The organism is Janthinobacterium sp. PAMC25594 (assembly GCF_019443505.1).
In the GTDB taxonomy this organism is placed as follows: domain Bacteria; phylum Pseudomonadota; class Gammaproteobacteria; order Burkholderiales; family Burkholderiaceae_D; genus Janthinobacterium.
This window is the reverse complement of sequence record NZ_CP080377.1, coordinates 749,096-774,295: the sequence shown is the minus strand read 5'-3', so window position 1 is coordinate 774,295 and position 25,200 is coordinate 749,096. Positions and strand designations below refer to the sequence as shown.

Annotated in this window: 21 protein-coding genes and 3 tRNA genes; 14 read left to right on the top strand and 10 right to left on the bottom strand. The window is 60.8% G+C overall.

Translation table 11 applies throughout. The features are described 5' to 3' along the window. Nucleotides 1-2: 2 nt before the first annotated feature. Nucleotides 3-257 carry a molybdopterin converting factor subunit 1 gene (moaD, locus tag KY494_RS03470; protein ID WP_219889916.1) on the top strand — a complete coding sequence of 85 codons (255 nt, stop codon included), beginning with the start codon at nt 3-5 and terminating at the stop codon, nt 255-257. A 41-nt stretch (nt 258-298) separates the two neighbouring features. Here moaD and KY494_RS03465 read toward each other — a convergent pair whose 3' ends face one another. Next, complete coding sequence (locus tag KY494_RS03465; RefSeq protein WP_219889915.1) at nt 299-532, bottom strand: hypothetical protein; 234 nt, start codon at nt 530-532, stop codon at nt 299-301. Between the two features lie 154 nt (nt 533-686). Here KY494_RS03465 and KY494_RS03460 point away from each other — a divergent pair, with 154 nt between their 5' ends. Then, nucleotides 687-1,934: a TIGR03862 family flavoprotein gene (locus KY494_RS03460; RefSeq protein ID WP_219889914.1), complete on the top strand. Its 1,248-nt coding sequence runs from the start codon at nt 687-689 to the stop codon at nt 1,932-1,934. A gap of 155 nt (nt 1,935-2,089) precedes the next feature. Here the strand turns inward: KY494_RS03460 and KY494_RS03455 are convergent, their stop codons facing one another. From KY494_RS03455 to hpnC, 6 genes are all read right to left on the bottom strand, one after another. Next, on the bottom strand, nt 2,090-2,896 hold the full coding sequence (locus KY494_RS03455; protein WP_219135227.1) for a head GIN domain-containing protein: 807 nt from the start codon (nt 2,894-2,896) through the stop codon (nt 2,090-2,092). 10 nt (nt 2,897-2,906) lie between these two features. Further along, nucleotides 2,907-3,698: a DUF1700 domain-containing protein gene (locus KY494_RS03450; RefSeq protein WP_257572171.1), complete on the bottom strand. Its 792-nt coding sequence runs from the start codon at nt 3,696-3,698 to the stop codon at nt 2,907-2,909. Between the two features lie 24 nt (nt 3,699-3,722). Continuing rightward, a complete protein-coding gene (locus tag KY494_RS03445) occupies nt 3,723-3,887 on the bottom strand; it encodes a hypothetical protein (protein ID WP_219889913.1) in 165 nt (54 codons plus the stop codon). Between the two features lie 128 nt (nt 3,888-4,015). Next, a complete protein-coding gene (gene hpnE / locus KY494_RS03440) occupies nt 4,016-5,380 on the bottom strand; it encodes a hydroxysqualene dehydroxylase HpnE (protein WP_308836411.1) in 1,365 nt (454 codons plus the stop codon). Between the two features lie 7 nt (nt 5,381-5,387). Then, nucleotides 5,388-6,221, bottom strand: coding sequence for a presqualene diphosphate synthase HpnD (gene hpnD, locus KY494_RS03435; protein WP_219891461.1), 834 nt, complete (start codon nt 6,219-6,221; stop codon nt 5,388-5,390). 46 nt (nt 6,222-6,267) lie between these two features. Beyond that, complete coding sequence (hpnC, locus tag KY494_RS03430) at nt 6,268-7,149, bottom strand: squalene synthase HpnC (RefSeq protein WP_219135224.1); 882 nt, start codon at nt 7,147-7,149, stop codon at nt 6,268-6,270. 278 nt (nt 7,150-7,427) lie between these two features. Here hpnC and KY494_RS03425 point away from each other — a divergent pair, with 278 nt between their 5' ends. The 3 genes from KY494_RS03425 to KY494_RS03415 all read left to right on the top strand — a co-directional run bounded on the left by KY494_RS03425 (nt 7,428) and on the right by KY494_RS03415 (nt 11,934). Next, nucleotides 7,428-8,591: an efflux RND transporter periplasmic adaptor subunit gene (locus KY494_RS03425; RefSeq protein ID WP_219889911.1), complete on the top strand. Its 1,164-nt coding sequence runs from the start codon at nt 7,428-7,430 to the stop codon at nt 8,589-8,591. Beyond that, nucleotides 8,588-11,686 (top strand): efflux RND transporter permease subunit, encoded by a 3,099-nt coding sequence (locus KY494_RS03420; RefSeq protein WP_219889910.1) that lies wholly within the window; start codon nt 8,588-8,590, stop codon nt 11,684-11,686. Before KY494_RS03425 ends, KY494_RS03420 begins: the two co-directional genes overlap by 4 nt. A 165-nt stretch (nt 11,687-11,851) precedes the next feature. Next, nucleotides 11,852-11,934: transfer RNA gene (locus KY494_RS03415), tRNA-Leu, on the top strand. 61 nt (nt 11,935-11,995) lie between these two features. Here KY494_RS03415 and KY494_RS03410 read toward each other — a convergent pair. Beyond that, nucleotides 11,996-13,519 carry a hypothetical protein gene (locus tag KY494_RS03410; protein ID WP_219889909.1) on the bottom strand — a complete coding sequence of 508 codons (1,524 nt, stop codon included), beginning with the start codon at nt 13,517-13,519 and terminating at the stop codon, nt 11,996-11,998. 7 nt (nt 13,520-13,526) lie between these two features. After that, entirely contained in the window at nt 13,527-13,709 is a 183-nt protein-coding gene (locus KY494_RS03405; RefSeq protein ID WP_099763919.1) for a hypothetical protein, read from the bottom strand. 600 nt (nt 13,710-14,309) lie between these two features. On the opposite strand from KY494_RS03405, the gene tig reads away from it, so the two are divergent. From tig to KY494_RS03365, 8 genes are all read left to right on the top strand, one after another. Further along, nucleotides 14,310-15,650 carry a trigger factor gene (tig, locus tag KY494_RS03400; RefSeq protein WP_219135220.1) on the top strand — a complete coding sequence of 447 codons (1,341 nt, stop codon included), beginning with the start codon at nt 14,310-14,312 and terminating at the stop codon, nt 15,648-15,650. 85 nt (nt 15,651-15,735) lie between these two features. Continuing rightward, complete coding sequence (clpP, locus tag KY494_RS03395) at nt 15,736-16,353, top strand: ATP-dependent Clp endopeptidase proteolytic subunit ClpP (protein ID WP_369811567.1); 618 nt, start codon at nt 15,736-15,738, stop codon at nt 16,351-16,353. A 200-nt stretch (nt 16,354-16,553) separates the two neighbouring features. Continuing rightward, nucleotides 16,554-17,822, top strand: a complete 1,269-nt coding sequence (gene clpX / locus KY494_RS03390; protein WP_010398446.1) for an ATP-dependent Clp protease ATP-binding subunit ClpX — start codon at nt 16,554-16,556, stop codon at nt 17,820-17,822. A 276-nt stretch (nt 17,823-18,098) separates the two neighbouring features. Further along, the gene (lon, locus tag KY494_RS03385; protein WP_219135219.1) at nt 18,099-20,510 is read left to right on the top strand and encodes an endopeptidase La; all 2,412 of its coding nucleotides are present in this window, start codon (nt 18,099-18,101) and stop codon (nt 20,508-20,510) included. A 204-nt stretch (nt 20,511-20,714) separates the two neighbouring features. Continuing rightward, nucleotides 20,715-20,987, top strand: a complete 273-nt coding sequence (locus KY494_RS03380; protein ID WP_219889908.1) for an HU family DNA-binding protein — start codon at nt 20,715-20,717, stop codon at nt 20,985-20,987. 125 nt (nt 20,988-21,112) lie between these two features. Beyond that, nucleotides 21,113-21,189: transfer RNA gene (locus KY494_RS03375), tRNA-Asp, on the top strand. A 17-nt stretch (nt 21,190-21,206) separates the two neighbouring features. Beyond that, nucleotides 21,207-21,283 (top strand) — tRNA-Asp (locus KY494_RS03370). Between the two features lie 410 nt (nt 21,284-21,693). Next, nucleotides 21,694-23,616 (top strand): SurA N-terminal domain-containing protein, encoded by a 1,923-nt coding sequence (locus tag KY494_RS03365; protein WP_219889907.1) that lies wholly within the window; start codon nt 21,694-21,696, stop codon nt 23,614-23,616. A gap of 69 nt (nt 23,617-23,685) precedes the next feature. Here the strand turns inward: KY494_RS03365 and KY494_RS03360 are convergent, their stop codons facing one another. Then, the gene (locus KY494_RS03360) at nt 23,686-24,261 is read right to left on the bottom strand and encodes an arylesterase (protein WP_219889906.1); all 576 of its coding nucleotides are present in this window, start codon (nt 24,259-24,261) and stop codon (nt 23,686-23,688) included. Nucleotides 24,262-24,373: 112 nt separating this feature from the next. On the opposite strand from KY494_RS03360, the gene KY494_RS03355 reads away from it, so the two are divergent. After that, complete coding sequence (locus tag KY494_RS03355) at nt 24,374-25,135, top strand: ABC transporter ATP-binding protein (RefSeq protein WP_375143455.1); 762 nt, start codon at nt 24,374-24,376, stop codon at nt 25,133-25,135. Nucleotides 25,136-25,200 lie beyond the last annotated feature (65 nt).

Sequence of the window (25,200 nt, the reverse complement as noted above, 5' to 3'; positions counted from 1 at the left end):
CGATGAAGATCAATCTGCGATTTTTCGCCAGCGTGCGCGAGCTGGTGGGCACGGCCCAGGAAGTGCTGGAAGTGGCCGGGCCGCTGACGGTGGGCGAGGTGAGAAGCCTGCTGATCGCCCGCGGCGGCAACTGGGAATATGCGCTGGCGCAGGGCCGCGCGCTGCGCATGGCGCATAATCAGGTGATGTGCGATGCCGATACCGTGATTGCGGAAGGCGACGAGGTGGCGTTTTTCCCGCCGGTGACGGGCGGCTGATCATGTCCACGCAAGAAAATGGCCGCTGAAGCGGCCATTTTTTATTGCGACTTGGCTTTTGGTTTGTCCCCGCTGCAGGTGGCGCAGGCGATGGCTTTCTTGTGGCGCCAGTATTTCGGGCCGATGAAGATGGCCGAGGCCACCAGCGACCAGGCCAGGGCGCCCAGCAAGCTGGCCTTGCTCACGTTGCCTTTGCTGTAATCGACCACCGTCAAGATCATGAATAAAATCGAGCTGGCCAGCAAATAGCGGGAAATCCAGAATCCTGTGTCCATGTGTTTCTCCTCTTGTCGTCTCGTTGTCTCGTGATTCAAAGTGCCGATCATTGCGGCATGCCTGCGCAGTATGCATCATTTTTCAGCATTCTTGCCATTCCCCGGCCTTATCTCGACTAAAATGCCGGGGTTTTCACCGTCTTCCCAGCTTGCCATGACCCATTCCAGCCTTCCTCCGTTCCACATCGCCGTCATCGGCGGCGGCCCCGCCGGCCTGATGGCCGCCCAGGCGGCCGCCGACCAGGGGGCCAGGGTGGAATTGTTCGACGCCATGCCGTCCGTCGGCCGCAAATTCCTGCTGGCCGGGCGCGGCGGCATGAATATCACGCACGCGGAAGGCTACCAGGCCTTCGTCTCGCGCTACGCCAGGCAAGCGCACCGCGTGAAACCGGCGCTGGACCAGTTCGGCCCGCAAAAGGTGCGCGACTGGGTGCACGGCCTGGGCGTGGATACCTTCGTCGGTTCCTCGAACCGCGTCTTTCCGACCGATATGAAGGCCGCGCCCCTGCTGCGCGCCTGGCTGCACCGCTTGCGCGAAGCGGGCGTGCAATTTCACATGCGCCACCGCTGGACGGGCTGGCAGGATGAGGATGGCCAGCTGGCCTTTGCCACGCCGGATGGCGAACGCCGTTTCACCTTCGACGCCGTGATCCTGGCGCTCGGTGGCGGCAGCTGGGCGCGCCTGGGATCGGACGGCGCCTGGGTGCCGCTGCTGCAAGGCCAGGGCGTGGCTGTGGCGGCACTGGCGCCGGCCAATTGTGGCTTCGACGTGGACTGGAGCGAGCATTTCAGCAGCCGTTACGCGGGCGAACACCTGGCCACGCTGGCCATCACGGCGCATGACATCGATGGCTTGACGATCAAGCGCCAGGGGCAGTGCGTCATCACGGCGGGCGGCGTGGAAGGAGGCCTGATTTATGCGCTGTCGGCCGCGCTGCGCGAGCAGATCGCCCGTGACGGCAGCACCACCATCTGGCTGGACCTGGCGCCTGACCACAGCCATGAGCGCGTGTTCGAGGAAGTGACGCGCCCGCGTGGCGCCCGTTCCATGTCCAGCCATTTGCAAAGCCGGCTGGGCATCAAAGGCGTGAAATCGGGCTTGCTGCGCGAATGCCTGAGCGCGGCCGACTTTGCCGACGAAGCCAGGCTGGCTGCCGCCATCAAGCTGCTGCCCGTCACGCTCAAGCGTGCGCGCCCCATCGATGAAGCCATCAGCAGCGCCGGCGGCGTTCAATTCGACGGCATCGACGGCAGCATGCTGCGCGCCATGCCGGGCGTGTTTGTCGCCGGTGAAATGCTGGACTGGGAAGCGCCGACCGGTGGCTACCTGCTGACGGCCTGCCTGGCGCAAGGCAAGGCGGCCGGTGAGCAGGCGGTCAGTTGGCTGGAAGGGAATTTTTGAAATTACAACAGCATTTGATCGTTAGCGCCACGACGCTGTTCACAATCGTAGCGAGCGGCCCCGAGTTGTGGCTGAGAAGCGCAGCTGTACTCTAGTACAGCGAGCATCGCCAGCCGCAAATCGCGCCGCGCAGTAGATTGTGAACAGCGTCATCATCAATGCCAGATGATGTCGCCTGACCCGCTTTTCTGGGTCTCGCGCTGGCGCGGGTTGCCGTGCACGTGGATATCGCCGCTGCCGCGCAAGGTCAGGTTGGCGGCGTCGCGCACGAAGACGGTGCTCTGGCCCGAGCCTTGCAGGCTGACGCTGGCCTTGTCGGCCGCCAGGTGTTCGGCATCGATGTCGCCTGAGCCGCTCAGGTCGGCGCGCAGGAACTTCGTGTTGCCGCTGGCGGCGATGCGTCCGGAACCCACCATTTCCAGCACCACGCTGTCGCTGTTGCCGCCATTGATGTCGAGGTCGCCACTGCCGTTGACGGTGGCTTGCACCTGCTTGTAGCGTCCCGTGAAGCTGACGTCGCCCGATCCCGTCAATTCCAGTATAAAACTGTCGCCCGAAAAGCCCGTGATCTTGCTGTCGCCATTGCCGTGCACTTCCACGCGCACGAGGGCGGGCAGCACCAGTTCCACCTGCAGCGGCTGGCGATGGTGGAACAGCATGCCTTTCGGGCCGATATGCAGGGTCGTGCCATCGGCCGTCGTGTCCACGTTCGACAGCAAACGCTGTTCGCCGCTCACCTTCATCGACGGCGTGGCGCCGCGGCGCAGCACCAGGTCGATGGGGCCGGCCAGGTCGATGCTGGTGATATTGGCGGCAATCGGGCGCGTTTCGCTGCGCACGGCGCGGCCGGCAGCGCTGCTGGGATTGCTGATCCCCTTGGCGCGCAGCGCCGCATACGACATGGCGATCAGGACCATGGCCAACAAGAGCATGGACAGGCCGACTTTGAGTAAACGTTTCATGGCAGCCTTTCTAGTGACCTTTGAGCAGGGAGACATTCATGGCGATGTAGCGCTTGATGCCGATCAAGGTATAGCGCGTGACCACCAGACTGAGCAGGAAGATGACGATACCGCCGAGCAGCATGCCCACGCCGAAGACGGTTTGCGTGGTGCGCGCATCGCGGTCCATGTCGGTGGAGATGCGGATGCCGCCGCCGGCCAGCGCTTCGGCCCGCTCCATCATGCGCGACGATACGCCCGGCCCCTGGGGTTCGGCCGGTTCACGCTGCAAGGGACCGGGCACGTGGTCGATTTCGATGCCCGTGTCGCCGATGGTGATGCGTGTTTCGCGCCGCTCGCCCCCTTCGCCGCCGTCATCGTCATGCATGAAGACGTGGCGCAGCGGGCCATCGAGCACCAGTTCGTTGGCGCCGGACAGGCCGCTGGCCGTGATGGCGATGCCGGCCAGGTAAAAGCTCAGGCCGACGGCATACAGGGTGGCCAGCAGGGCCGCGTACACGGCGGCAGGCACGACCATGAACAGGTTGAAGATGGCCAGGCCCACCAGCGAGACAAGCAGGCGCAGCAGGTTGACGGGGGTTTTCTTTTGTTCGAAAGCCTGGCGGTGGGTGCTGCTGCGCAAGGTGAGGGCGATTTTTTTGGGATCGCCCAGGTCCTCGGCGATTTCGTGCTCGCTGCGGCCTGCCGCCGCGCCTTCGATGAAGGTCTGTTCGTAATAATCGAGGGTCTTGGCCACCAGGTCCGGCGGCAAGCCTGCCAGCGCGCGCCGCAGAGAGTCGAGATAATCTTGCTTGTTCATCATATTCTTCCTGTTCCTGCGCGCCGCTTAGCCCAGCGCCGGCAGCAGCATGCTTGCCTGGCTCAGCACTAATGGCGCATGCTGGGCCGGTGGTACTTGCTGTACGTTAATGACGATCACGGTGGCCAGCGCCACACAGGCCAGCAGCGCCACGGCTTTCAAGCTATTTTTCAAGTGCAAGGTGGTGTGCATGGTATTCCCCGTGGCATGGCCGTTGTCGATGATCAGACTGTACCCAAGCGCGGCCTAGCGCACCAGTGCGGTGCGACAGAATGCAATTTCGCGGGGGCGAGCGACACCAGGGGAGGATGCACCGTCGTCTACTTTGCCGCCTTGCCCGTGGTGAAGGCCCTGGCCGCCGCCACGCCGCTGCGCACGGCCGCTTCGATGGTGGCCGGATAGTCTTGCGTCCGGTCATCATTGGCCGTGTAGTCGCCGGCCAGCAGCAAGCCCGGCACGCCGCTGGCGTTGCCGGGACGCAATAAATCCGGTGTGCAGGCAAACGTGGCGCGCTTTTCCGTGATCAACTGGGTCCAGGCCGGTTGCGCCAGTTCCGGACGCTGCAATACTTGCGCCAGTTGCGCCGCGATGGCTTGCGCCAGCGGCGCGTGGCCTTGCTCGGCGGCAGGACCGGAGGCGCTGATGACGACGGCCAGCAAGCCCGCCTGCTTGCTGTCGAGCTGGCCCCGGTCGAAGACGAACTGACCCCAGTGCTGTTGTTCTGGCGCATCGACGAGCGCGTAAAACGGCAAGTCCAGGCGCACGCTGGCGTCGTATTGCAGGTAGCCGGTGCTGATGGCTTCCGGCGTGAACGCCTGCATGCGATTGATGACGTCGGCCAGGCGTGCGTCGTGCAAGTCTTGCAGCAGGCTGGCGGCCTGCACGGACGAGGTGGCGACGATCACACCAGCATAGTGCTCGCCGTCATCGAGCTGCCAACTGCCATCGGGCAAGGCGTGCAAGGCAGCCACCTTGGCGCCCGTGCGCACTGCGCCGCCATGCTGCGCCAGGTAGCGGGCGGCCGCCTCGGGCAACAGGGCACTCAGGTTCGCTTTCGGGATCAGCATGTCGGAGGCGCGCCGGCGGCTCGCCCCCAGGCTGTCGCGCAGCACGTTGAGGAAGACGCGCGCCGAGGCCCGTTCTGGCGGCGTGTTCAGCGCGGCCAGGCACAGCGGGTGCCACATCAGCCGGTTCAAGCGGTCCGTCTGGTCGAAGCGCTGCAGCAACTCGGTCACCGAGCAATCGTTGTACAACTGCCAGCCCATCGTCCGCATGGCGGTGGAAAAGCGCATCAGGGCCAGCTTGTCGGCGCGCTGCAAACCTTTGGCGCGCAGCAGGGCCCAGGCCAGGTGCAGCGGCGCGGGCAGGCGCGGCGCGATGAAATCCATGCCATCGGAGTTCGCCGGATAGCGCATCTGCAGGGGCAAAGTGAGGATCAGCTCTGCCGGGTCCTGGCCCGCGAGCTTGATCAGGCGCAAGGTTTCCGTGTACGCGCCCAGCAAGATATGCTGGCCGTTGTCGAGTACCGTGCAGTCTTGCCCAACCCCGCGTTCGACCCGGCGCGCGCGGCCGCCCAGGGTGCGCGCCGCCTCGTAGACGGTGACGGCATGGCCGGCGCGCGCCAGTTCCATGGCCGCCGCGCAGCCGGCCCAGCCGGCACCGATGACGGCGTAGCGTTGCTTCACGCTACTCTCAGCCACGAACCCAGGTCTTCCAGGCCAGCCACAGTTTGCGGATCGGCGTGAGCGAGATGCGCTGTTTCAACACGTGATAACCGTCGCGCTCAACTTCATTGAGTACCGTGCGATAGATGGCGGCCATGATCAGGCCCGGGCGCTGGGCGCGGCGGTCTTCGGCCGGCAGCAGGGCGAACGCTTCGTCATACGCCTTTTGCGCGCGCGCCACCTGGAAACGCATGAGGTTTTCAAAGGCTTCGCTGTGGCGCGCGTTCAGCAGGTCGGCCGCCGTCACATTGAACTGCTGCAATTCGCTGATCGGCAAATAGATGCGCCCCTTGCGCGCATCTTCGCCCACGTCGCGGATGATGTTGGTCAGCTGGAAGGCATGACCCAGTTTTTCCGCGTACAGCAGCGTTTCCGGGCGGGTCGCGCCGAAGATGCTGGCCGACAAGATGCCCACCACGCTGGCCACATGCCAGCAATAGCGGCTCATGGCCTGGTAATCGAGGTAGCGGGTCTGGTTCAAGTCCATTTCCATGCCGTCGATGATGGCCTGCAAATGCTTTTCTTCCAGTTGATACACGGCCAAGTGCGGCTCCAGCGCGCGCATCACGGGATGCGTGGGGAGACCCTCGTACATGGCCTTGACTTCCTTGCGCCACCAGACCAGCTTGGTGCGTGCCACGGCTTCGTCGGTGCAGTCATCGACCGTGTCATCGACTTCGCGGCAGAACGCGTACAGGGCCGTGATGGCCTTGCGGCGTTCGGCCGGCAGGAACAGGAAGCTGTAGTAGAAGCTGGAGCCGCTCTGGGCGGCCTTTTGTTGGCAGTATTCGTCGGGAGACATAGTCAAAAGAGCAAGGGTTGCAGATCGAAGCCGCTATTCTATCGTCTTACAGAGTGGGCGACGGGGGAAAAGCCGTTTTTACTTGCGTCTCTTGATGCAGGCTTTTGCGCGACATGCGCAGCGCGCGCCAGAAAATGATCAGCCAGTCGCGTTTCTCCAGCTTGGGGCGGCGCCGGAACACGTCGTAATTGACGGCTTCGATGGCTTCGAGGATGCGCAAGCCCCCTTGCACCACGAGACGCAGCTCCCAGCCGATGCGCCCGCGCAAACGCAGGGCCAGCGGCGCGCCGGACAGCATCAGGGCGCGCGTGCGGGCCACTTCGAAGCGCATCAGGGCGCTCCACTTGCCGTGCGCCTCGGGCCGCTCGAAGGCGGCTGCGGAGACGGCAAAGCGGGTCAAGTCTTCCATCGGCAGGTAGATGCGTTCCTTTTGCTGGTCGATGGCGACGTCTTGCAGGAAATTAATTAGTTGCAAAGCTGAACATATGGCATCGGAATCGCGTACATTCTGTTCATCGGCCGCACCGTACAGGTGCAGCATCAGCAGCCCCACGGGGTTGGCGGAGCGGGCGCAGTAGTCGAGCACGTCGTCGTAGCTGGCGTAGCGCGTCGTCTGCACATCCTGCTTGAAGGCCGACAACAGATCGTAAAACGGCTTCAGCGGCAGCTGGTGTTTGGCGATGACGGCGGCCAGGCGTTCGAACATGGCGGCATGCTCGCCAGCATGGCCTTCTTCGCGGGCGATGCGGCCCAGCGCCTCTTCGTAGGCGTGCAGCGAGGCCAGGCGTTCGGCCGGCGTGGCGTCGCCTTCATCGGCCAGGTCGTCGGCGCTGCGGGCGAAGGCATAGATGGCTTCGACGGCAGGCACCAGGCGGCGCGGCAGTAAAAATGATGCAACAGGAAAATTTTCGTAATGGTCTACAGGCATTGAACACGCTTCTCTAGTCTTGCGTTTGTCCGGCACCCCTGAAACGCTGGAATGTGGCGGACGTTGTACGGCTCAAGATTAATGACGCAAAAGTCACTAAAAACTTTTACGCACGATTATAATTAATAACCAGAAAGTCATTAGGGGAAGTCCTCCCTGTCATGATCCAGCTGATATTGTCACAAATTTAAGGATATCGCGTGCGAAAAAGTTTGGCTAGCCAGCTAAAAGTTTCCTCATGCAAAAATCCAACAGCCCGCATAGTAAAGGAAAATACCTTGTTTGCCCTGAAAACCCTGCGCCGCGAGACCGGCGCACCCGCGCTGCCCGCCCTGCGGCTGATTACCTCCGCCGCCCTGGCGCTGACCCTGGCGGCCTGTTCCAAGCCCGCCGTCAAAGTGGAAGACGTGCGCCCCGTGCGCGGGATCGTGTTGTCTAGCAGCAATGTTGACGTGAGTGCCGAGCTGGCGGGCGAGGTCGTGCCCCGCGTCGTGTCGCAGCTGGGTTTCCGCGTGGGCGGCAAGATCGTCGCGCGCAAGGTCGATGTGGGCGCCAGCGTGAAAATGGGGCAAGTGCTGATGCAGCTCGATCCCGTCGACTTGCAGCTGTCGCAGGCCCAGGCCAAGGCTTCGCTGGTCAGCGCGGAAACGAGCCGCGACCTGGCGCGCGCGGAATTGAAGCGCTACCAGGATTTGCGCGAGAAAAATTTCGTCAGCCAGGCCGTGCTCGATGGTAAAAATGCCACCTACAAGGCGGCGCAGGCGAACGTGGAAGCGGCGCAAGCCCTGTACCGTGGTCAGGCGAATCAGTCCGGCTATGCCAGCTTGCTGGCCGACGTCGATGGCGTCGTCACGCGCATCGAGGCGGAAGTGGGGCAGGTGGTGGCGCCCGGCGCGCCCGTGGTGCAAGTGGCGAAAAGCGGCGAGAAGGAAGTCGTGATCGGCATTCCCGAAGACAAGGTCGAGACCTTGCGCGGCGTCAAGGATGTGGTGGTGCGCCTGTGGGCCGACCCGAAGCAGGCGCTGCCGGGCAAGATACGCGAAGTGTCGCCCGTGGCCGATCCCGCCACGCGCACCTATATCGCCAAGGTCAGCATCCCGGACGCGCCGCAGGCGCGCCTGGGCATGACGGCCGTGGTGCAGTTCGCCTCGAAAACGGCCACGCCGCAGATCAAGGTGCCGCTGACGGCCCTGTTCAATGAAAAGTCGCAAAGCTCCGTGTGGGTGGTGGAAAACGGCGCCGTGAAGCTGGTGCCGGTGACGGTGGGCGGCGTGGCGGGCAATGAATTGCTGCTGACCTCGGGCGTGAAAGCGGGGCAGACGGTGGTCACGGCCGGCGTCAACCTGCTCAAGCCTGGGCAGAAAGTCTCGATCCTGGGCGCCGAACTGGCCAGCAAACCCGATGTCGCCGCGGCCGCCGTCAGCGTAGGGGCCGTCAAATGAAGGGCGGCTTCAATCTGTCGCGCTGGGCCCTCGAACACATTCCGCTGACGCGCTACCTGATGGCCGTGCTGCTGATCGGCGGCATGCTCAGCTATGCCAGCCTGGGCCAGGATGAAGATCCCCCGTTTACTTTCCGCGCCATGGTCTTGCAGGCATACTGGCCCGGCGCCACGGCGCTGCAGATGGCCGAGCAGGTGACGGACAAGCTGGAAAAGAAGCTGCAGGAAACACCGTACATCAATGAAATCACCAGTTATTCGAAACCCGGTGAAACATTGATCTTGCTGGAGCTGCGCGAATCGGCGCCGCCCAAGGAAACGGCGGCCGCCTGGTACCAGGTACGCAAGAAGATCGGCGACATCAAGGGCACCTTGCCGGCCGGCGTGGTGGGCCCGTTCTTCAATGACGAGTTCGGCGACACGTATGGTTCCATCTTCGCCCTGTCCGGCGACGGTTTCACCTACGCGGAAATGAAGGATTACGCGGACAAGGTGCGCCAGGAACTGCTGGCCGTGGGGCAGGTGTCGAAGGTGGAACTGTTCGGCGTGCAAGACGAAAAGATCAATATCATCTTTTCTCACAAGAAATTTGCCCAGCTGGGTATTCCTTTTGACGCCATCGTGCAGCAATTGTCCGAGCAAAACAGCATCAACGCCACGGGCGTGCTGGTGACGCCGACGGATAATCTGCAAGTGCGCGTGACGGGCGCCATGGTGACCGTCAAGGACCTGGAAAACCTGGAACTGCGCACCAACGGCACCACCTTCCGCCTCGGCGACTTTGCCACGGTGAAGCGCGAATTCGTCGATCCACCGAAGGACAAGATGCGTTTCAATGGCAAGGAAGTGATTGGCCTGGGCGTGTCGATGGAAAAGGGTGGCAACATCATTGACATGGGCAAGGCCTTGCAGGCGACGGTGACGCGCATGAAGAGTGAATTGCCGGTCGGCATAGAGCTGCAGCGCGTGTCGAACCAGCCGGAAGCCGTGTCCGCCTCCGTGGGCGAGTTCGTGCATACCCTGATCGAAGCCATTCTGATCGTGCTGGCCGTCAGCTTTGTCGCGCTGGGCTTGCATACAAAACCGCTGCGCATCGACGTGCGGCCCGGCCTGGTGGTGGCGCTGACCATCCCGCTGGTGCTGGCCGTTACGTTCCTGTTCATGCGCCTGCTCGACATCGACTTGCACAAGATCTCGCTGGGCGCCCTGATCATCGCGCTGGGCTTGCTGGTCGATGACGCCATCATCGCCGTCGAAATGATGGTGCGCAAGATGGAAGAGGGCATGTCGCGCTTTGACGCGGCCACCTTCGCCTACACGTCGACGGCCATGCCCATGCTGACGGGTACATTGATCACGGTGGCGGGCTTTTTGCCCATCGGCCTGGCCAAGTCGGCCGCCGGCGAATACACGTTCTCCCTGTTCTCCGTCAATGCGCTGGCCCTGATCATTTCGTGGGTGGTGGCCGTCGTCTTCACGCCTTACATCGGCTATGTCTTGCTGAAAGTGAAACCGCACGCGCACAACGACCATGAATTGTTCGATACGCCGAACTTCCGCCGCTTCCGCCGCGCCGTCACCTGGTGCGTGGAATGGCGCAAGACGACGATCGCCGCCACCCTGGCCATCTTTGCGCTGGGTATCTATGGTTTCAATTTTATCGAAAAGCAATTCTTTCCCGATTCCAGCCGCCCGGAACTGATGGTGGAACTGTGGTCGCCCGAGGGCACGACCTTTGCCGCGAATGAAAAGCAGGTGAAGAAATTCGAGGCTTTTGTGGGCAAGCTCGACGGCGTGGACAGCATCACCAGCTATGTGGGCACGGGCAGTCCCCGCTTCTACCTGCCGCTGGACCAGATCTTCCCGCAGACCAATGTATCGCAAGTGGTGATCCTGCCGAAGAGTCTGGCGGATCGCGAGCAGCTGCGCCAGAAGATCATCGATGTCTTCAAGAAGGATTTCCCGGAAGTGCGGGGCAGGGTAAAACTGTTGCCGAACGGCCCGCCGGTGCCGTATCCCGTGCAATTCCGTGTCACGGGGCCGGAAGTGGCGGGTGTGCGCGCCATCGCCGACCAGGTCAAGGACATCATGCGCGCCAATCCGAACACCCTGGGCGTCAACGATAACTGGAATGAGTCGGTGAAGGTGCTGCGCCTGGACCTGGACCAGGACAAGATGCGCGCGCTGGGCGTCACCTCGAAAACGGTGATGCAGGCGGCCAATACGATACTGTCGGGCACCGTCATCGGCCAGTTCCGCGAAGACAACAAGCTGATCGATATCCAGGTGCGCCAGCCGCTGGAGGAGCGGGCGACGATTTCCGTGCTGAATGACACGAATATTCCGACGGCAACGGGCAAGTCCGTGCCCATCTCGCAGCTGGCCCGCGTGCATTTCGTGTGGGAGCCGGGCGTGGTCTGGCGCGACAAGCGCGAATGGGCCATTACCGTGCAATCGGACGTGGTCGACGGTATCCAGGGCGCGACGGTCTCGACGCAGTTGGCGCCGCAGCTCGACGCTTTACGGGCCAAAATGCCGGACGGTTACCGCATCACCGTGAAGGGCGTGGCGGCCGACAGCGGCGAGGCGGAAGCGTCGATCGCGACCAACTTGCCGCTGGCCATCTTCATCATCTTCACCTTGCTGATGCTGCAGCTGCACAGTTTCTCGCGTTCCTTGCTGGTGTTCCTGACGGGGCCGCTGGGCGTGGCGGGCGCCGCGTTTGCCTTGCTGGCGCTGGGCCGGCCACTTGGTTTTGTGGCCAACCTGGGCATTATTGCGCTGTTCGGCATGATCATCCGCAACTCGGTGATCCTGGTCGATCAGATCGAGCAAGACATCAACGATGGCTCGGCGCCATGGGACGCCATCATCGACTCGGCCGTGCGCCGCTGCCGTCCCATCGTGCTGACGGCCGCCGCCGCCGCGCTGGCCATGATTCCCCTGTCGCGCTCCGTTTTCTGGGGTCCGATGGCGGTGGCCATCATGGGCGGCCTGATCCTCGCGACGGCGTTAACTTTACTGTTCCTGCCGGCGCTGTATGCGGCCTGGTTCCGGGTCAAGAAGCCGGAGCCGGCGACGGCAAAAGAGGGCTAGAAATCGGCATCAAGGTGTCGGCATAAAAAAGGCGGCATTCCTCTGGGAAATCCAGTAGAATGCCGCCTTTGCTTTACCGAGGGCTTGCTTGATCAGTCCACGGTAGCCAGATCGCTCCCGAGTTGTTAAAATCAGGGGAGCAAGTAGTACAAAGTAGTACAAAATGCGGATGTGGTGGAATTGGTAGACACGCTGGTCTTAGAAGCCAGTGCTTCGGCTTGGGAGTTCGAGTCTCCCCATCCGCACCAATCCGGGTTGCTCCAGCCCGGACGTGCAGCACCATCAAGATTTTCCCTGAATTCGTATTTTTCAACCCAAAGCCCCCAGTGCGGCCAGTTGCCGGCTCGATAGTTGCACCATCTGCGCAACCAGCGCCTGCGCCTGCGGGTAGCCAGTGTTTCCCATCAGCGTTTCATCCTCGCTCAGCGGCCACAGTGCCTGCATGATGCGTTGCCGCGCCTGCGGCCAGTCGTGCTCCTGCGTCGGGGGCAATGGCGGCAGTTCCCTGTCCAGCATGTGCAGTGCCTGCCGCGTCATCGCCAACTCTTGCTGCGCCTGCAAGCCCAGCGTGTCGTTACGCGGTGGCGGCTGCTGCGCCAGATAAGTATCGAGCTTGCGGCTCTGGCGCTCGTACAGGTCGAGCAGCAGGTGCAGGGTGGCGCCGCTGGGCCGCCGTTGCGTGTCGAGCGCGTCGAGCACATCGAGCAGCCAGTGCGTCATCTGCCGCCCCGCCAATCCCAACTCCGGCCAGGTAGTGCTGTGCAATTGCTCGCCCAGGTAGCGGGCGCGGTCGATGGCGCGCCCGCTGCCGCTCATGTGCTGGCCGATGGGGCCGTATTGGGGCGCCAGCACCGCTTCCTGCTGCTCGGCCAGCAGGCACAGCAAGGCCAGGTGGACGTACACGTGAAAGGCGGCCAGGGTGCGGTGGGCATCCCAGTAGTGATTGCCGTCATCATCGGGCGCATTCCACAGCGAGCAGACCCTGGCGCCGTCGTCGCGCGCATAGTCGGGCGCCAGCAGGCTGTGGCCGTGGCGGAAGTCGTACAGTTTCTGGTGCAGCGACTCGTGCAACAAGTGCTCGGCCAGCCACCAGGGGTTGCCGATCAGTTCCTGGTTCAGGAACACGCTGCCATTGACGCGAAATTGCGAACTCGACGCCTTGCCGCGCCACGTGCCCAGCTTGGGAAACAGGGCGATTAGTTGTACATGAGAAAGCGCGCTGGCCGTCAGGCGGGGCAGCAGGGTTTCCAGCAGCCGCAGGCCCCGGCGCAGCAGGGCCCGTTCCTGCGGCGTAGGGGTGGCCAGCGGCGCGCCGTAGTTATCTTCCATCACGGCAAGAAAAGCGCGCGCATACGGCGTGCCTTCCTGCCAGGCATGCCAGATATACGTGTCCTGGTCCTGCAGGCTGCCTTCGTCGTGCAGCCGCGCCATGGGCGGCAAATGGGCCGCCAGCGGGCCGCCGGGCAAGTCCGCGCGCAGGTGCTCGCCCGCCGCCCGGAACAGCGCCGCGCATTGCGGCAAAGGCAAGCCGTATTCGTCGCCCAGCTGCAACTGGCGCATGGCGTGCTGGACGGCGCAGCGCAGCACCGTGTCGCCCAGCAACTGGTGCTGGCGCGCGGGTGGTGCCGCATCCAGCAGCGTGGCCAGGCTTTCCGCCTCGGGCAGGGCGCCACCGAGCTTGTGCAGCCGCCGCCGGTAGGCGACGGCCAGCTGGTCGCGGATATAGTTGCTGTCACCAAAGGCACGGTGGGTCACCAGTGCCGTTTCCACGGTGGCCAGCACGTCCGCATCCGGTGGCGCGGCACGCACGGCAAGCGCAGTAAGCGCAGCCATTGCCGGATCAGGCGGCGGTGGGGTGGTCGTGGTCGTGATGACCGTCTCCCTGCATGCGCAATTCCATTTCATCGACTTCCGTCTGGATTTTTTGCAGGTCGTCATCGCTTACGCCGTCGAGCAGGCGGCTGAGGACCATTTGCAGCTTGGCTTTGGCGTTGCTGGAACCGCCGGGTGCGCTATCGCTCATGATATTTTCTCCATTAAATTCACTTGGAGAGGCGCGCGGCGGCTTAGGTTTGCCTGAAAAATGGCCAAATTGAGCTAAATCAAAGGTTTTTTGACTGAAATCTTCGTCAAGAGCGCATTTCTTTGTTTCGGACGGAGCGACAGTTCGCATATACTAATGAACGAAGCAGGCTGGAAAGCCTGTCTCTGGCGAAATAAGGAATGCCGGGGCAAGAGTAAAGACAGGGCAACCCAGGCTGTGGCGATTCATTCGCCACCGCTGGCATCCTCTGTGGCCGGGCTGTAAGGCCAGCCACTTTCCCGAAGTCCTTTGTTATAATGCCACGCTTTACCGAATGATGGCCTGCCTTGCATTTACTTGGAAGCAAGGCTGGACGCTCGGAGCCCTGTCGCGGTACTGGAAGCGGCGGATTGTTTGGTGCCTGGTGCGGGTTTTTCCCTCAGCCGGGTAGACCAGGTCCATCGTCCTGTTTTCAGTACTTTTACAGATGAATATGCGAGCGAGTGAAGCTGGACCCATGTCTTGCCGTCAGCGATGGCGCAAGGGGTCGGGTCTTCTTTTCTCGCACCAACAGTGTTTATTTTTTGGACGATTTTTTACATGGCAACTGCAGTCGAAACCTTGGGCAAACTCGAACGTCGTATCACGATCTCCTTCCCGCTGACGGACGTCCGCACGGAAGTTGAGAAGCGCCTGAAAGTGCAAGCCCGTACGGCTAAGGCACCGGGCTTCCGTCCGGGCAAAGTGCCGTTGAAAATGGTCGCAGCACAATACGGCTACCAAATTGAATCCGAAGTGCTGAACGACAAAGTCGGCCGCGCGTTCAACGACGCCGCCAACGAAAACAATCTGCGCGTGGCCGGTTTCCCGAACATCGTGCCGAAAGAAGAAGCAGCCGAAGGCCAGCTGGCTTTCGATGCAACGTTCGAAGTGTATCCGGAAGTCGTCATCGGCGACCTGACGGCCGTTGAAATCGAAACCGTGCAAGCCGAAGTGTCGGAAGCCGAAATCGACAAGACCATCGATATCCTGCGCAAGCAGCGCGTGCACTTCCACACCAAGGGCGAAGCTGGCGAACACGGCGACGGCGGTGAGCCGATCGCTGCCAACGGCGACCGCGTGACCGTCGACTTCGTCGGCTCGATCGACGGCGTTGAATTCCCAGGCGGCAAAGCTGAAGGCTACGCTTTCGTGCTGGGCGAAGGCCGCATGCTGCCAGAATTCGAAGCAGCGACGCTGGGCCTGAAAGTGGGCGAGTCCAAGACTTTCCCATTGTCGTTCCCTGAGGACTACCATGGCAAGGACGTGGCCGGCAAAACCGCTTCGTTCACCATCACCCTGCAAAAGCTGGAATGGGCGCACCTGCCGGAAGTCGATGCTGAATTCGCCAAATCGCTGGGCGTTGCCGATGGCGACCTGGCCAAAATGCGCGAAGACATCAAAGTCAACCTGCAGCGCGAAGTCGCTGGCCGCGTGAAAGCGCGCAACAAGGAAGCCGTCATGGACGCGCTGATCAAAGTTGCTGAGCTGGAAGTGCCAAAAACCCTGATCGCTCAGGATTCCGAGCGTCTGGCCGAAATGACCCGTCAAGACATGGCGCAGCGCGGCATGAACGTCAAGGACGTGCCTTTCCCAGCAGAACTGTTCGCGGAAAAAGCCGAGCGTCGCGTACGCCTGGGCCTGATCCTGTCGCAACTGGTGGGCGACAACAACCTGCAAGCGACGCCTGAGCAAGTCAAGGCGCAGATCGAAGACTTCGCCCAAAGCTATGAAGATCCACGCGAAGTGCTGAAGTACTACTACAGCGACCGTCGTCGTCTGGGTGAGATCGAAGCCCTTGTATTGGAAGAAAACGTCGTCACTTACGTGTTGGGCCTGTCGAAAGTCACGACGAAAGCAGTTGCTTTCGACGAACTGATGGGAAGCAACGCACAAGCGTAAACCAGTTGGTATCCGGACGCCGCTCCCGGCCGCAAGGCCGAGGCGGCGCCCTCTAACTGCTTCACAAGGAAATGAAATGACAGGTATGAACCGTAATCCGGCGCTGGACACAGAGATGCTCGGCCTGGTGCCGATGGTGGTGGAACAAAGCGGTCGCGGCGAGCGCTCGTATGATATTTACTCGCGCCTGCTGAAGGAACGCTTGATTTTCATGGTCGGCCCGGTCAATGACCAGATGGCCAACCTGGTTGTCGCCCAGCTGCTGTTCCTGGAAAGCGAAAATCCGGAAAAGGAAATCTCGCTCTACATCAACTCGCCAGGTGGTTCGGTCTCGGCCGGCATGGCCATCTACGACACCATGCAGTTCATCAAGCCGGACGTCTCGACCCTGTGCACGGGCATGGCTGCCTCGATGGGCGCTTTCCTGCTGGCCGCTGGCGCCAAGGGCAAGCGTTTCTCGCTGCCGAACTCGCGCATCATGATTCACCAGCCGTCCGGTGGTTCGCAAGGCATGGCGTCCGACATCGAGATCCAGGCGAAGGAAATCCTTTACCTGCGCACCCGCTTGAACGGCATCATGGCCGAGCGCACGGGCCAGACGATCGAACAGATCGCCAAGGATACCGACCGCGACCGTTTCATGTCCGCCGACGAGGCCGTTGAGTATGGTTTGATCGACAAAGTGTTGACTAGCCGCGCTTGATGAGCCCCTACCGGTATTGCTAAGCAAGTAAGTAAACGCCCGGGCGATCAAACGTTCGGGCGTTTCGCTTTTATTTCGGGTAGCATGGAGCTTGTGCACGTTGTTGACTTGCGCCATGGGTGGCTGCCTTTGCCGGCAACTACCGCACTCCGGCTTGCGATTTTGCAATATTGTTAATGCAGTTCCAACCAAAATGCCTTATGTCAGACAAAAAATCCTCTAGCGGCGAAAAATTACTGTATTGCTCGTTCTGCGGCAAAAGCCAGCACGAGGTGAAGAAACTCATCGCCGGCCCGTCCGTGTTCATTTGCGACGAGTGCATCGACCTGTGCAACGACATCATCCGTGATGAAACGTCGAGCATCGAGACGGTGACCGGTACCAAATCCGACCTGCCGACGCCGCAAGAAATTGCCGCCTTGCTCGATCAGTACGTGATCGGCCAGCAGACTGCCAAGCGCATCCTGTCGGTGGCGGTGTACAACCATTACAAGCGCCTCAAGCACCTGGGCAAGAAAGACGACATCGAACTGGCCAAGAGCAACATCTTGCTGGTCGGTCCTACCGGCTCGGGCAAGACCCTGCTGGCACAGACCCTGGCGCGCATGCTCAACGTGCCGTTCGTGATCGCCGACGCCACCACCCTGACCGAAGCCGGTTACGTGGGTGAAGACGTGGAAAACATCATCCAGAAGCTGCTGCAAAGCTGCAACTATGACGTCGAGAAAGCCCAGCGCGGCATCGTCTACATCGATGAGATCGACAAGATTTCGCGCAAGTCCGACAATCCGTCCATCACGCGCGACGTGTCGGGCGAGGGCGTGCAGCAAGCCTTGTTGAAACTCATCGAAGGCACCATGGCTTCCGTGCCGCCACAAGGCGGCCGCAAGCACCCGAACCAGGATTTCGTGCAGATCGACACGACCAACATCATGTTCATCTGCGGCGGCGCCTTCGACGGCCTGTCGAAAGTGATCGCCAACCGTTCCGAAAAGAGCGGCATCGGCTTCTCGGCTACCGTGCGCAGCAAGTCGCAAAGCTCGGCCAGCGAACTGATGTTGCAAGCGGAACCGGAAGATCTGGTCAAGTTCGGCCTGATCCCGGAACTGGTCGGTCGTCTGCCCGTCATCGCCACCCTGGCGGAATTGACGGAAGAGGCGCTGATCCAGATCCTGGTCGAGCCGAAGAATGCGCTGATCAAGCAGTATTCGAAGCTGCTCGAGATGGAAGGCGCGGAACTGGAGATTCGTCCGGCCGCCCTGCATGCGATCGCCAAGAAGGCGCTGGCGCGCAAGACCGGTGCCCGTGGCCTGCGTTCCATCCTGGAACATGCTTTGCTGGACGTCATGTACGAACTGCCGAGCGAACAAAATGTGGTGAAGGTCGTCATCGACGAAAATACCATCACCAGTGGCGCCAAACCTTTGTTGATTTATCAAGAGACTGCCAAGGCCTCCGGAGAAAATTGATTACTGCCGAGACAAATGCATAAAAAGGGTTTTGATTCCTTAATGCATGGCAGTACAATTTAAATCAATGAGTGCAGGCTTCAATCGGAAAGCCACTCGCGGCGCTTAGCTGCGTGTGGCTTTTTTACTGTGAAAACTGCATTTGTTACAGTCATGCGGGTGTGTTTTGCGAAATAGACAAAAAAATGTTTGTTTCACAGAATTATTTATTCTCGCCGGTCTTGTGTTTTGGCAGCGAGCGCCAACATCGTAAACACGCTTTCTATAAGGTACGCCATGACAACTTCCAAATTAACTGAGCAAACTCAACTGCCGTTATTGCCGTTGCGGGATGTCGTCGTTTTCCCGCATATGGTGATACCGCTGTTCGTTGGCCGTCCAAAGTCGATCAAGGCGCTGGAAGCTGCGATGGAGCAGGGCAAGAGCATCATGCTTGCCGCTCAAAAAGCAGCCGCGAAGGACGAGCCGTCCCCTTCGGATATCTATGAAATTGGCTGTGTCGCCAATATTCTGCAAATGCTGAAGCTGCCCGATGGCACCGTCAAGGTGCTGGTCGAAGGCGCGCAGCGTGCCCGTATCAACCACATCAGCGATGCGCCGACGCACTTCATCGCCGACCTGACGCCGCTCGAGTCCGAGCCGGGCGACGAGTCGGAAGTCGAAGCCATGCGCCGCGCGATCGTGCAGCAGTTCGACCAGTACGTCAAACTGAACAAAAAGATTCCACCGGAAATCCTGGCATCGCTGTCGGGCATCGATGACGCCGGCCGCCTGGCCGACACGGTGGCCGCGCATCTGCCCCTGAAGCTGGAGCAAAAACAAGTCATCCTGGAAATTTTCAGCGTGGCCAAGCGCCTCGAACATCTGTTGGGTCAGCTCGAAGGCGAGCTCGACATCTTGCAGGTGGAAAAGCGCATCCGCGGTCGCGTCAAGCGCCAGATGGAAAAATCGCAGCGCGAGTATTACCTGAACGAGCAAGTCAAGGCGATCCAGAAAGAACTGGGCGAGGGCGAAGATGGTGCCGACCTCGACGAGCTGGAGAAAAAAGTCGCTTCGGCAAAAATGCCGAAGGAAGCGCTCGACAAGGCGACCAACGAACTGAAAAAGCTCAAGCTGATGTCGCCGATGTCGGCCGAAGCCACCGTCGTGCGCAACTACATCGACACCCTCGTCAACTTGCCTTGGAAAAAGAAATCCAAGGTCAATAACGACCTGGCGAATGCGGAAAAAGTGCTCGAGGGCGACCACTACGGCCTCGACAAGGTCAAGGAACGCATCCTGGAATACCTCGCGGTGCAACAGCGCGTCGACAAGCTGAAAGCGCCTATCCTGTGCTTCGTCGGTCCTCCGGGCGTGGGCAAGACCTCGCTGGGCCAGTCCATCGCCCGCGCCACGAACCGCAAGTTCGTGCGCATGGCCCTGGGCGGCGTGCGCGACGAAGCCGAGATCCGCGGCCACCGCCGTACCTACATCGGCTCGATGCCGGGCAAGATTTTGCAATCGCTGTCGAAGGTCGGCGTGCGCAATCCTCTGTTCCTGCTCGATGAAGTCGACAAGATGGGCGCCGATTTCCGTGGCGATCCGTCGTCGGCCCTGCTGGAAGTGTTAGACCCGGAACAGAACCACACGTTCTCCGACCATTACATCGAAGTCGATTTCGACCTCTCGGACGTGATGTTCGTGGCCACGTCGAACTCGTACAATATTCCGCCAGCCTTGCTTGACCGCATGGAAGTGATCCGTCTGTCCGGTTACACGGAAGATGAAAAGACCAGCATCGCGCAGCGTTATCTGCTGCCGAAGCAGATCAAGAACAATGGCTTGAAGGAAGAGGAAATCTCGGTGGCCGAGTCGGCCTTGCGCGACATCATCCGCTACTACACGCGGGAAGCCGGTGTGCGTTCGCTCGAGCGTGAAGTGTCGAAGATCTGCCGCAAGGTGGTCAAGATGCTGCTGCTGAAGAAATCCGACAAGAAAGTCATCGTCAACTCGAAGAACCTGGATAAATTCCTCGGCGTGCGCCGCTATGATTTCGGTGTCGCAGAGAAAGAAAACCAGGTGGGCCAGGTGGTCGGTCTGGCATGGACGGAAGTGGGCGGCGATCTGCTGACCATCGAAGCCGTGTCGATGCCGGGCAAGGGCGGCATCATCCGCACGGGTACCCTGGGCGACGTCATGAAAGAGTCGATCGAGGCCGCCCGCACGGTGGTGCGCAGCCGGGCGCAGCGCCTGGGCATCAAGGCGGACGTGTTCGAGAAGAGCGACATCCACATCCACGTGCCGGAAGGCGCGACACCGAAGGACGGCCCTTCGGCTGGCGCGGCCATGACGGTGGCGATGGTGTCGGTCTTCACGGGCATCCCCGTGCGCGCCGACGTGGCGATGACGGGCGAGATCACCTTGCGCGGCGAAGTGTTGCCGATCGGCGGCCTGAAAGAGAAGCTGCTGGCGGCCCATCGCGGCGGCATCAAGACGGTCCTGATTCCAGAGCAGAATGTGAAAGACCTGGCCGAAATTCCGGACAACGTCAAGAACAAGCTGGAGATCGTGCCCGTGCGCTGGATCGACAAAGTGCTGGAAATCGCGCTTGAACGCATGCCTGAACCATTGGTGGAAGTCGCTGCGGTGGAGGCTGTCACGGCTGCCGCGGCCAAGCCTGACGCGGCTGGCGAGGTGGTAAAACACTAACGTTTTACCCCTGTTTTCCCCAAACAAGCGCTTTTAGAGCGCTTGTTTTATATTGAAACGTGAATTGCGCCCCCAAAGCGCTTGACACATATACAGTGTGGCTTGTTTAATACGCCTGCACATTTTTTTCGCCGGACAGCTGTGGTGCCAAAAGTGCCGCAACGATACGGTAATCGTTTTATACCTTTGTAATTGGGGATGCTAGTGAACAAGACTGAATTGATCGACCACATTGCTGAAAAAGCTGACCTTTCCAAAGCCGCCGCTGCGCGCGCACTCGACGCTGTTATCGGCGGCGTGACGGAAACTTTGAAAAACAACGACAGCGTGACGCTGGTTGGTTTTGGCACTTTCTCGGTCAGCGAACGCGCTGAGCGTACCGGCCGCAATCCGCGTACCAAAGAAGCGATCACGATCGAAGCAGCAAAAGTTCCAAAATTTAAAGCTGGTAAAGCTTTGAAGGATGCTGTAAACTAACGGACTTCGGTGAGGTGACAATCACCGGAAACATTTGGCGGCGCTTTCGGGTGCCGCGATTTCAGGGTTGAAGTTCTGCGAATCGCAACCTTGAATACAAATGCAAGCAGTACTGTGTATTTTTCGGAGTGGTAGTTCAGTTGGTTAGAATGCCGGCCTGTCACGTCGGAGGTCGCGGGTTCGAGTCCCGTCCGCTCCGCCAAAAAAATACGCTCTTAAGGAGTGGTAGTTCAGTTGGTTAGAATACCGGCCTGTCACGTCGGGGGTCGCGGGTTCGAGTCCCGTCCGCTCCGCCAGAATATAGAAGCCCGCGCTGCTGAATAAGTAGCGCGGGTTTTTCTTTTCCAGCGCCAGATTATCTCGGCGCGCCTGTTTTTAAAATCCCGTCCTGCCATGTTGAATAAAAAAGCCTGCGTTTAAATCGGCTTTAAGCTGCGTCCGGTTAAATGCGTGAGCCCGGCGCCTTGCCGTCCACGCGACGCCAGGGCAGGGCGCGCGCCCTGATTTACTCTTGCTATAGCGCTATGGGCATTGTAGAATCAGGAGATAATGGCTTGGGCGTCAGAATCCTGCTTTAGTTCCAGCGCCAAGTTGTTGAATCTAAAGGGGAAGTGGACATCTGTCCCGTCCATTCCGCCGAAGAAATCAAGGCGAACGCATGTTCGCCTTTTTTTATAGTGATCCACTCATCCCGAATTGGCTGACCATGTTTGAATTTATTCGTACCCATCGACGCTTGATGCAGTTTCTCTTGATGCTGGTCATCGTCCCGTCTTTTGCACTGGTCGGTATCAGCGGCTACCAAAGCTTCGGCGACGGCGCGAACACCATCGCCAAGGTCGGCGACCAGGTCGTTACGCAGCAGCAATATGAAGAAGCGCAACGCCAGCAGATCGACCGCTACCGCCAGATGATGGGCGAGCAGTTCGACCAGAAAATGTTTGACACGCCGGAAGCGCGCCAGAGCATCCTCGACAACCTGATCGCCGAGCGCGCCGTGGCCGCCGAAGTGGGCCGTAGCCACCTGGTCATCAGCGATGCCGTGCTGCAAAAGGAAGTGCTGGAAATCCCAGGCCTGACCTTGCCGGACGGTAAATTCGACCTGGAACGCTACAAGGCCATGCTGGCCGCGCAAGGCATGACGCCGCAGATGTACGATGCGCGCCGCCGCAGCGATATGGCCCTGCAGCAACTGGCCGGCGCCGTGCAAGGCACCGCCTTCGCGCCGAGCACCGTCTCCAAGCGCCTGTCCGACATCACCTCGGAAGAGCGTGAAGTGCAGGAACTGCTGTTGCCGATCGCCCAGTACGTGTCGGAAGTCAAAGTGACGGACGCCATGATCAAGGCTTTCTATGACAAGAACAGCAAGTTCTTCGAAATCCCGGAACAAGCGAAGATCGAATACGTCGTGCTGGACGACAGCGCCGCCGGCGAGCAAGTCGACGTCACCGAAGCTGACGTCACCGGCTACTACGCGAAGAACCAGAAAGCCTACACGACGCCAGAAGCGCGCCAGGCCAGCCACATCCTCGTCGCCGTCAAGAAAGACGCCCCGGCCGCCGACAAGGCAGCCGCCAAGGCCAAGGCTGAAGCCATCCTGGCTGACGTGCGCAAAACGCCTGCCAGCTTTGCCGCCGTGGCGAAAGCCAAGTCGGAAGATCCAGCCTCCGCCGAACAGGGTGGCGACCTGGGCGTGATTGGCAAGGATGGCTTGCCAGCACCACTGCTGAGCGCGGTAAGCAAGCTCAAGCAAGGCGAAATCAGCGATGTCGTCGCTTCCGATTTCGGCTACCACATCCTGACCGTCACCTCGCTCAAGCCACAGCACGTCAAGGCACTCGATGAAGTACGCGGCGAAATCACGGCCGACTTGCGCAAGCAATTTGCTGCCAAGAAATACTCGGAAATGGCGGAAACGTTCACCAACACGGTCTACGAGCAATCGGACAGCTTGAAACCGGTGGCCGACAAGCTGAAACTGAAAGTGGAAACCGTCGCCAACCTGTCGCGCACGCCGTCGCCGGCACTGGGCAAGGCGCCGTTCAACAACGCCAAGTTTCTGACCGCCATCTTCTCGAACGATTCGTTGAAAGACAAGCGCAACACGGAAGCCGTCACCGTCGCACCGAACGTGCTGATCGCCGGTCGCGTGGTGGAGTTCAAACCAGCAAGCAAGCGTCCGCTGGCCGAAGTCGAAGCGATGATCCGTCAGCGCGTGACGATGGAAGAAGCGGAAAAGCTGGCCAAGAAAGCGGGCGAAGCCAAGCTGGCCGCCTTGAAGGCTTCCGGTGACGCCAGCGGTTTCGGCGCCGCGCAATGGGTGTCGCGCAGCAAGCTCGACGGCATCAACCGCGCCGCCATCGCGCAAGTCATGAAAGCCGACACGAGCAAGCTGCCAGCGTACGTGGGCGTGGACTTGCCAGCCCTGGGCTACGGCATCTACCGCATCGCCAAGGTGCAGCAGCCGGCACAAGTGGACGCGGCACGCCGCCAGCAAGAGAAAGACCAGATCAGCGGCATCCTGGCGCAACAGGAAATGTACGATTACGTCGAGTACCTGAAAGCCAAGGCCAAGGTGAAGATCGTCAAGCCGGTGACCGCGCCAGCGGCCCCAGCGTCAGCACCGTAAGATTTAGTTTCCACGCATAAAAAGAGCCGCTCCCAGAGCGGCTATTTTTTTGTCTGCAGAATCTCTGCTTTACTTGGCGTTCAGCAACGGCGCCAGTTGCGGCCAGATGTTTTTCAGGATGGTCGGGTGCGCCTTGGCATTCGGGTGCATGCGGTCGGCCTGGAATAGCTGCGGCTGGTCGGCGATGCCTTCGAACATGAAGGGCACCAGCGGCGCCTTCCATTCCTTCGCCAGCTTGCCGTACACGCCATAAAACTGCTCGCCATAGGCGCGGCCATAGTTGGGTGGCATGCGCATGCCCACCAGCACCACCTGCGCGCCCGTTTTTTTGGCCGCTTCCCCCATGGCGCGCAGATTCGCTTCGGCGGCGGCCACGGGCAAGCCGCGCAAACCGTCGTTGGCGCCCAGTTCGATCAGGACCACGTCGGGCTGGTGCCTGGCCAGCAGGGCGGGCAGGCGCGCGCGGCCGCCGCTGGTGGTCTCGCCGCTGATGCTGGCGTTGACGATGCGCGTGTCATTCTTTTGCGCGGCCAGTCGCTGTTCCAGCAGCGCCACCCATCCAGTACCGCGTGCCAGGCCATATTCGGCCGAGAGGCTGTCGCCAAGCACCAGCAGCGTTTTTGGTGCAGAATAGGCGTTCGTCATGCCTGACACCAGGAGCAGGGCTGCCGCAGGAAGCAAGGACAGAGTGCGCCGCCGCAACGGATTGTCGCCCTGGATACTTATTTGTTCACGAAATTTTTTAAGATAGATCAGCATGCCCGAATTCCCTAAAGCGACTTCCACCAGTTTTCTTCCATCAGACGCGGCGGCCCAGCGGCCCGCCGCACTCAATAGTCAAAACAGCCAAAATGCCCGGCCGGCCATCGAAGTGGTCCAGCTGGCCAAGCGCGTACCTGATGCCGATGGTGAGCTGACCATCCTGCATCAAGTCGATTTTACCGTGCAAACGGCGGAGACGCTGGCCATCGTCGGCGCCTCCGGTTCCGGCAAGTCGACTTTGTTAGGCCTGCTGGCCGGCCTGGATACCCCCAGCGGGGGCAAGGTCATCCTTGACGGCACGGATATCTTTGCCCTCGATGAAGACGGACGCGCCGGTTTCCGCAAGGAAAAGCTCGGTTTCGTGTTCCAATCGTTCCAGCTGCTGGCCCACCTGACGGCGCTGGAAAACGTCATGCTGCCGCTGGAATTACGCGGTGACCCGGACGCGAAGGAAAAGGCGCAAGCCATGCTGGGCAGGGTCAACCTGGGCAGCCGCCTGAAACACTATCCGAAATACCTGTCCGGCGGCGAGCAGCAGCGCGTGGCCCTGGCCCGCGCGTTTGTCACGGAACCGCCGCTGCTGTTCGCCGACGAGCCGACGGGCAGCCTGGACGCCGCCACCGGGGAGGCCGTGATCCAGCTGATGTTCGAGCTGAACCGCGAACGGGGCTCGACCCTGGTGCTGGTCACGCACGACAGCTCGATCGCGGCCCGCTGCGGCCGCACCATCACGATAGCGGCGGGCAGGCTGGTGTGATTGCTGCTGGTGTTTGTCGGATTACGCGCTGCGCGCTAATCCGACCTACCCGACCTACCCGACCT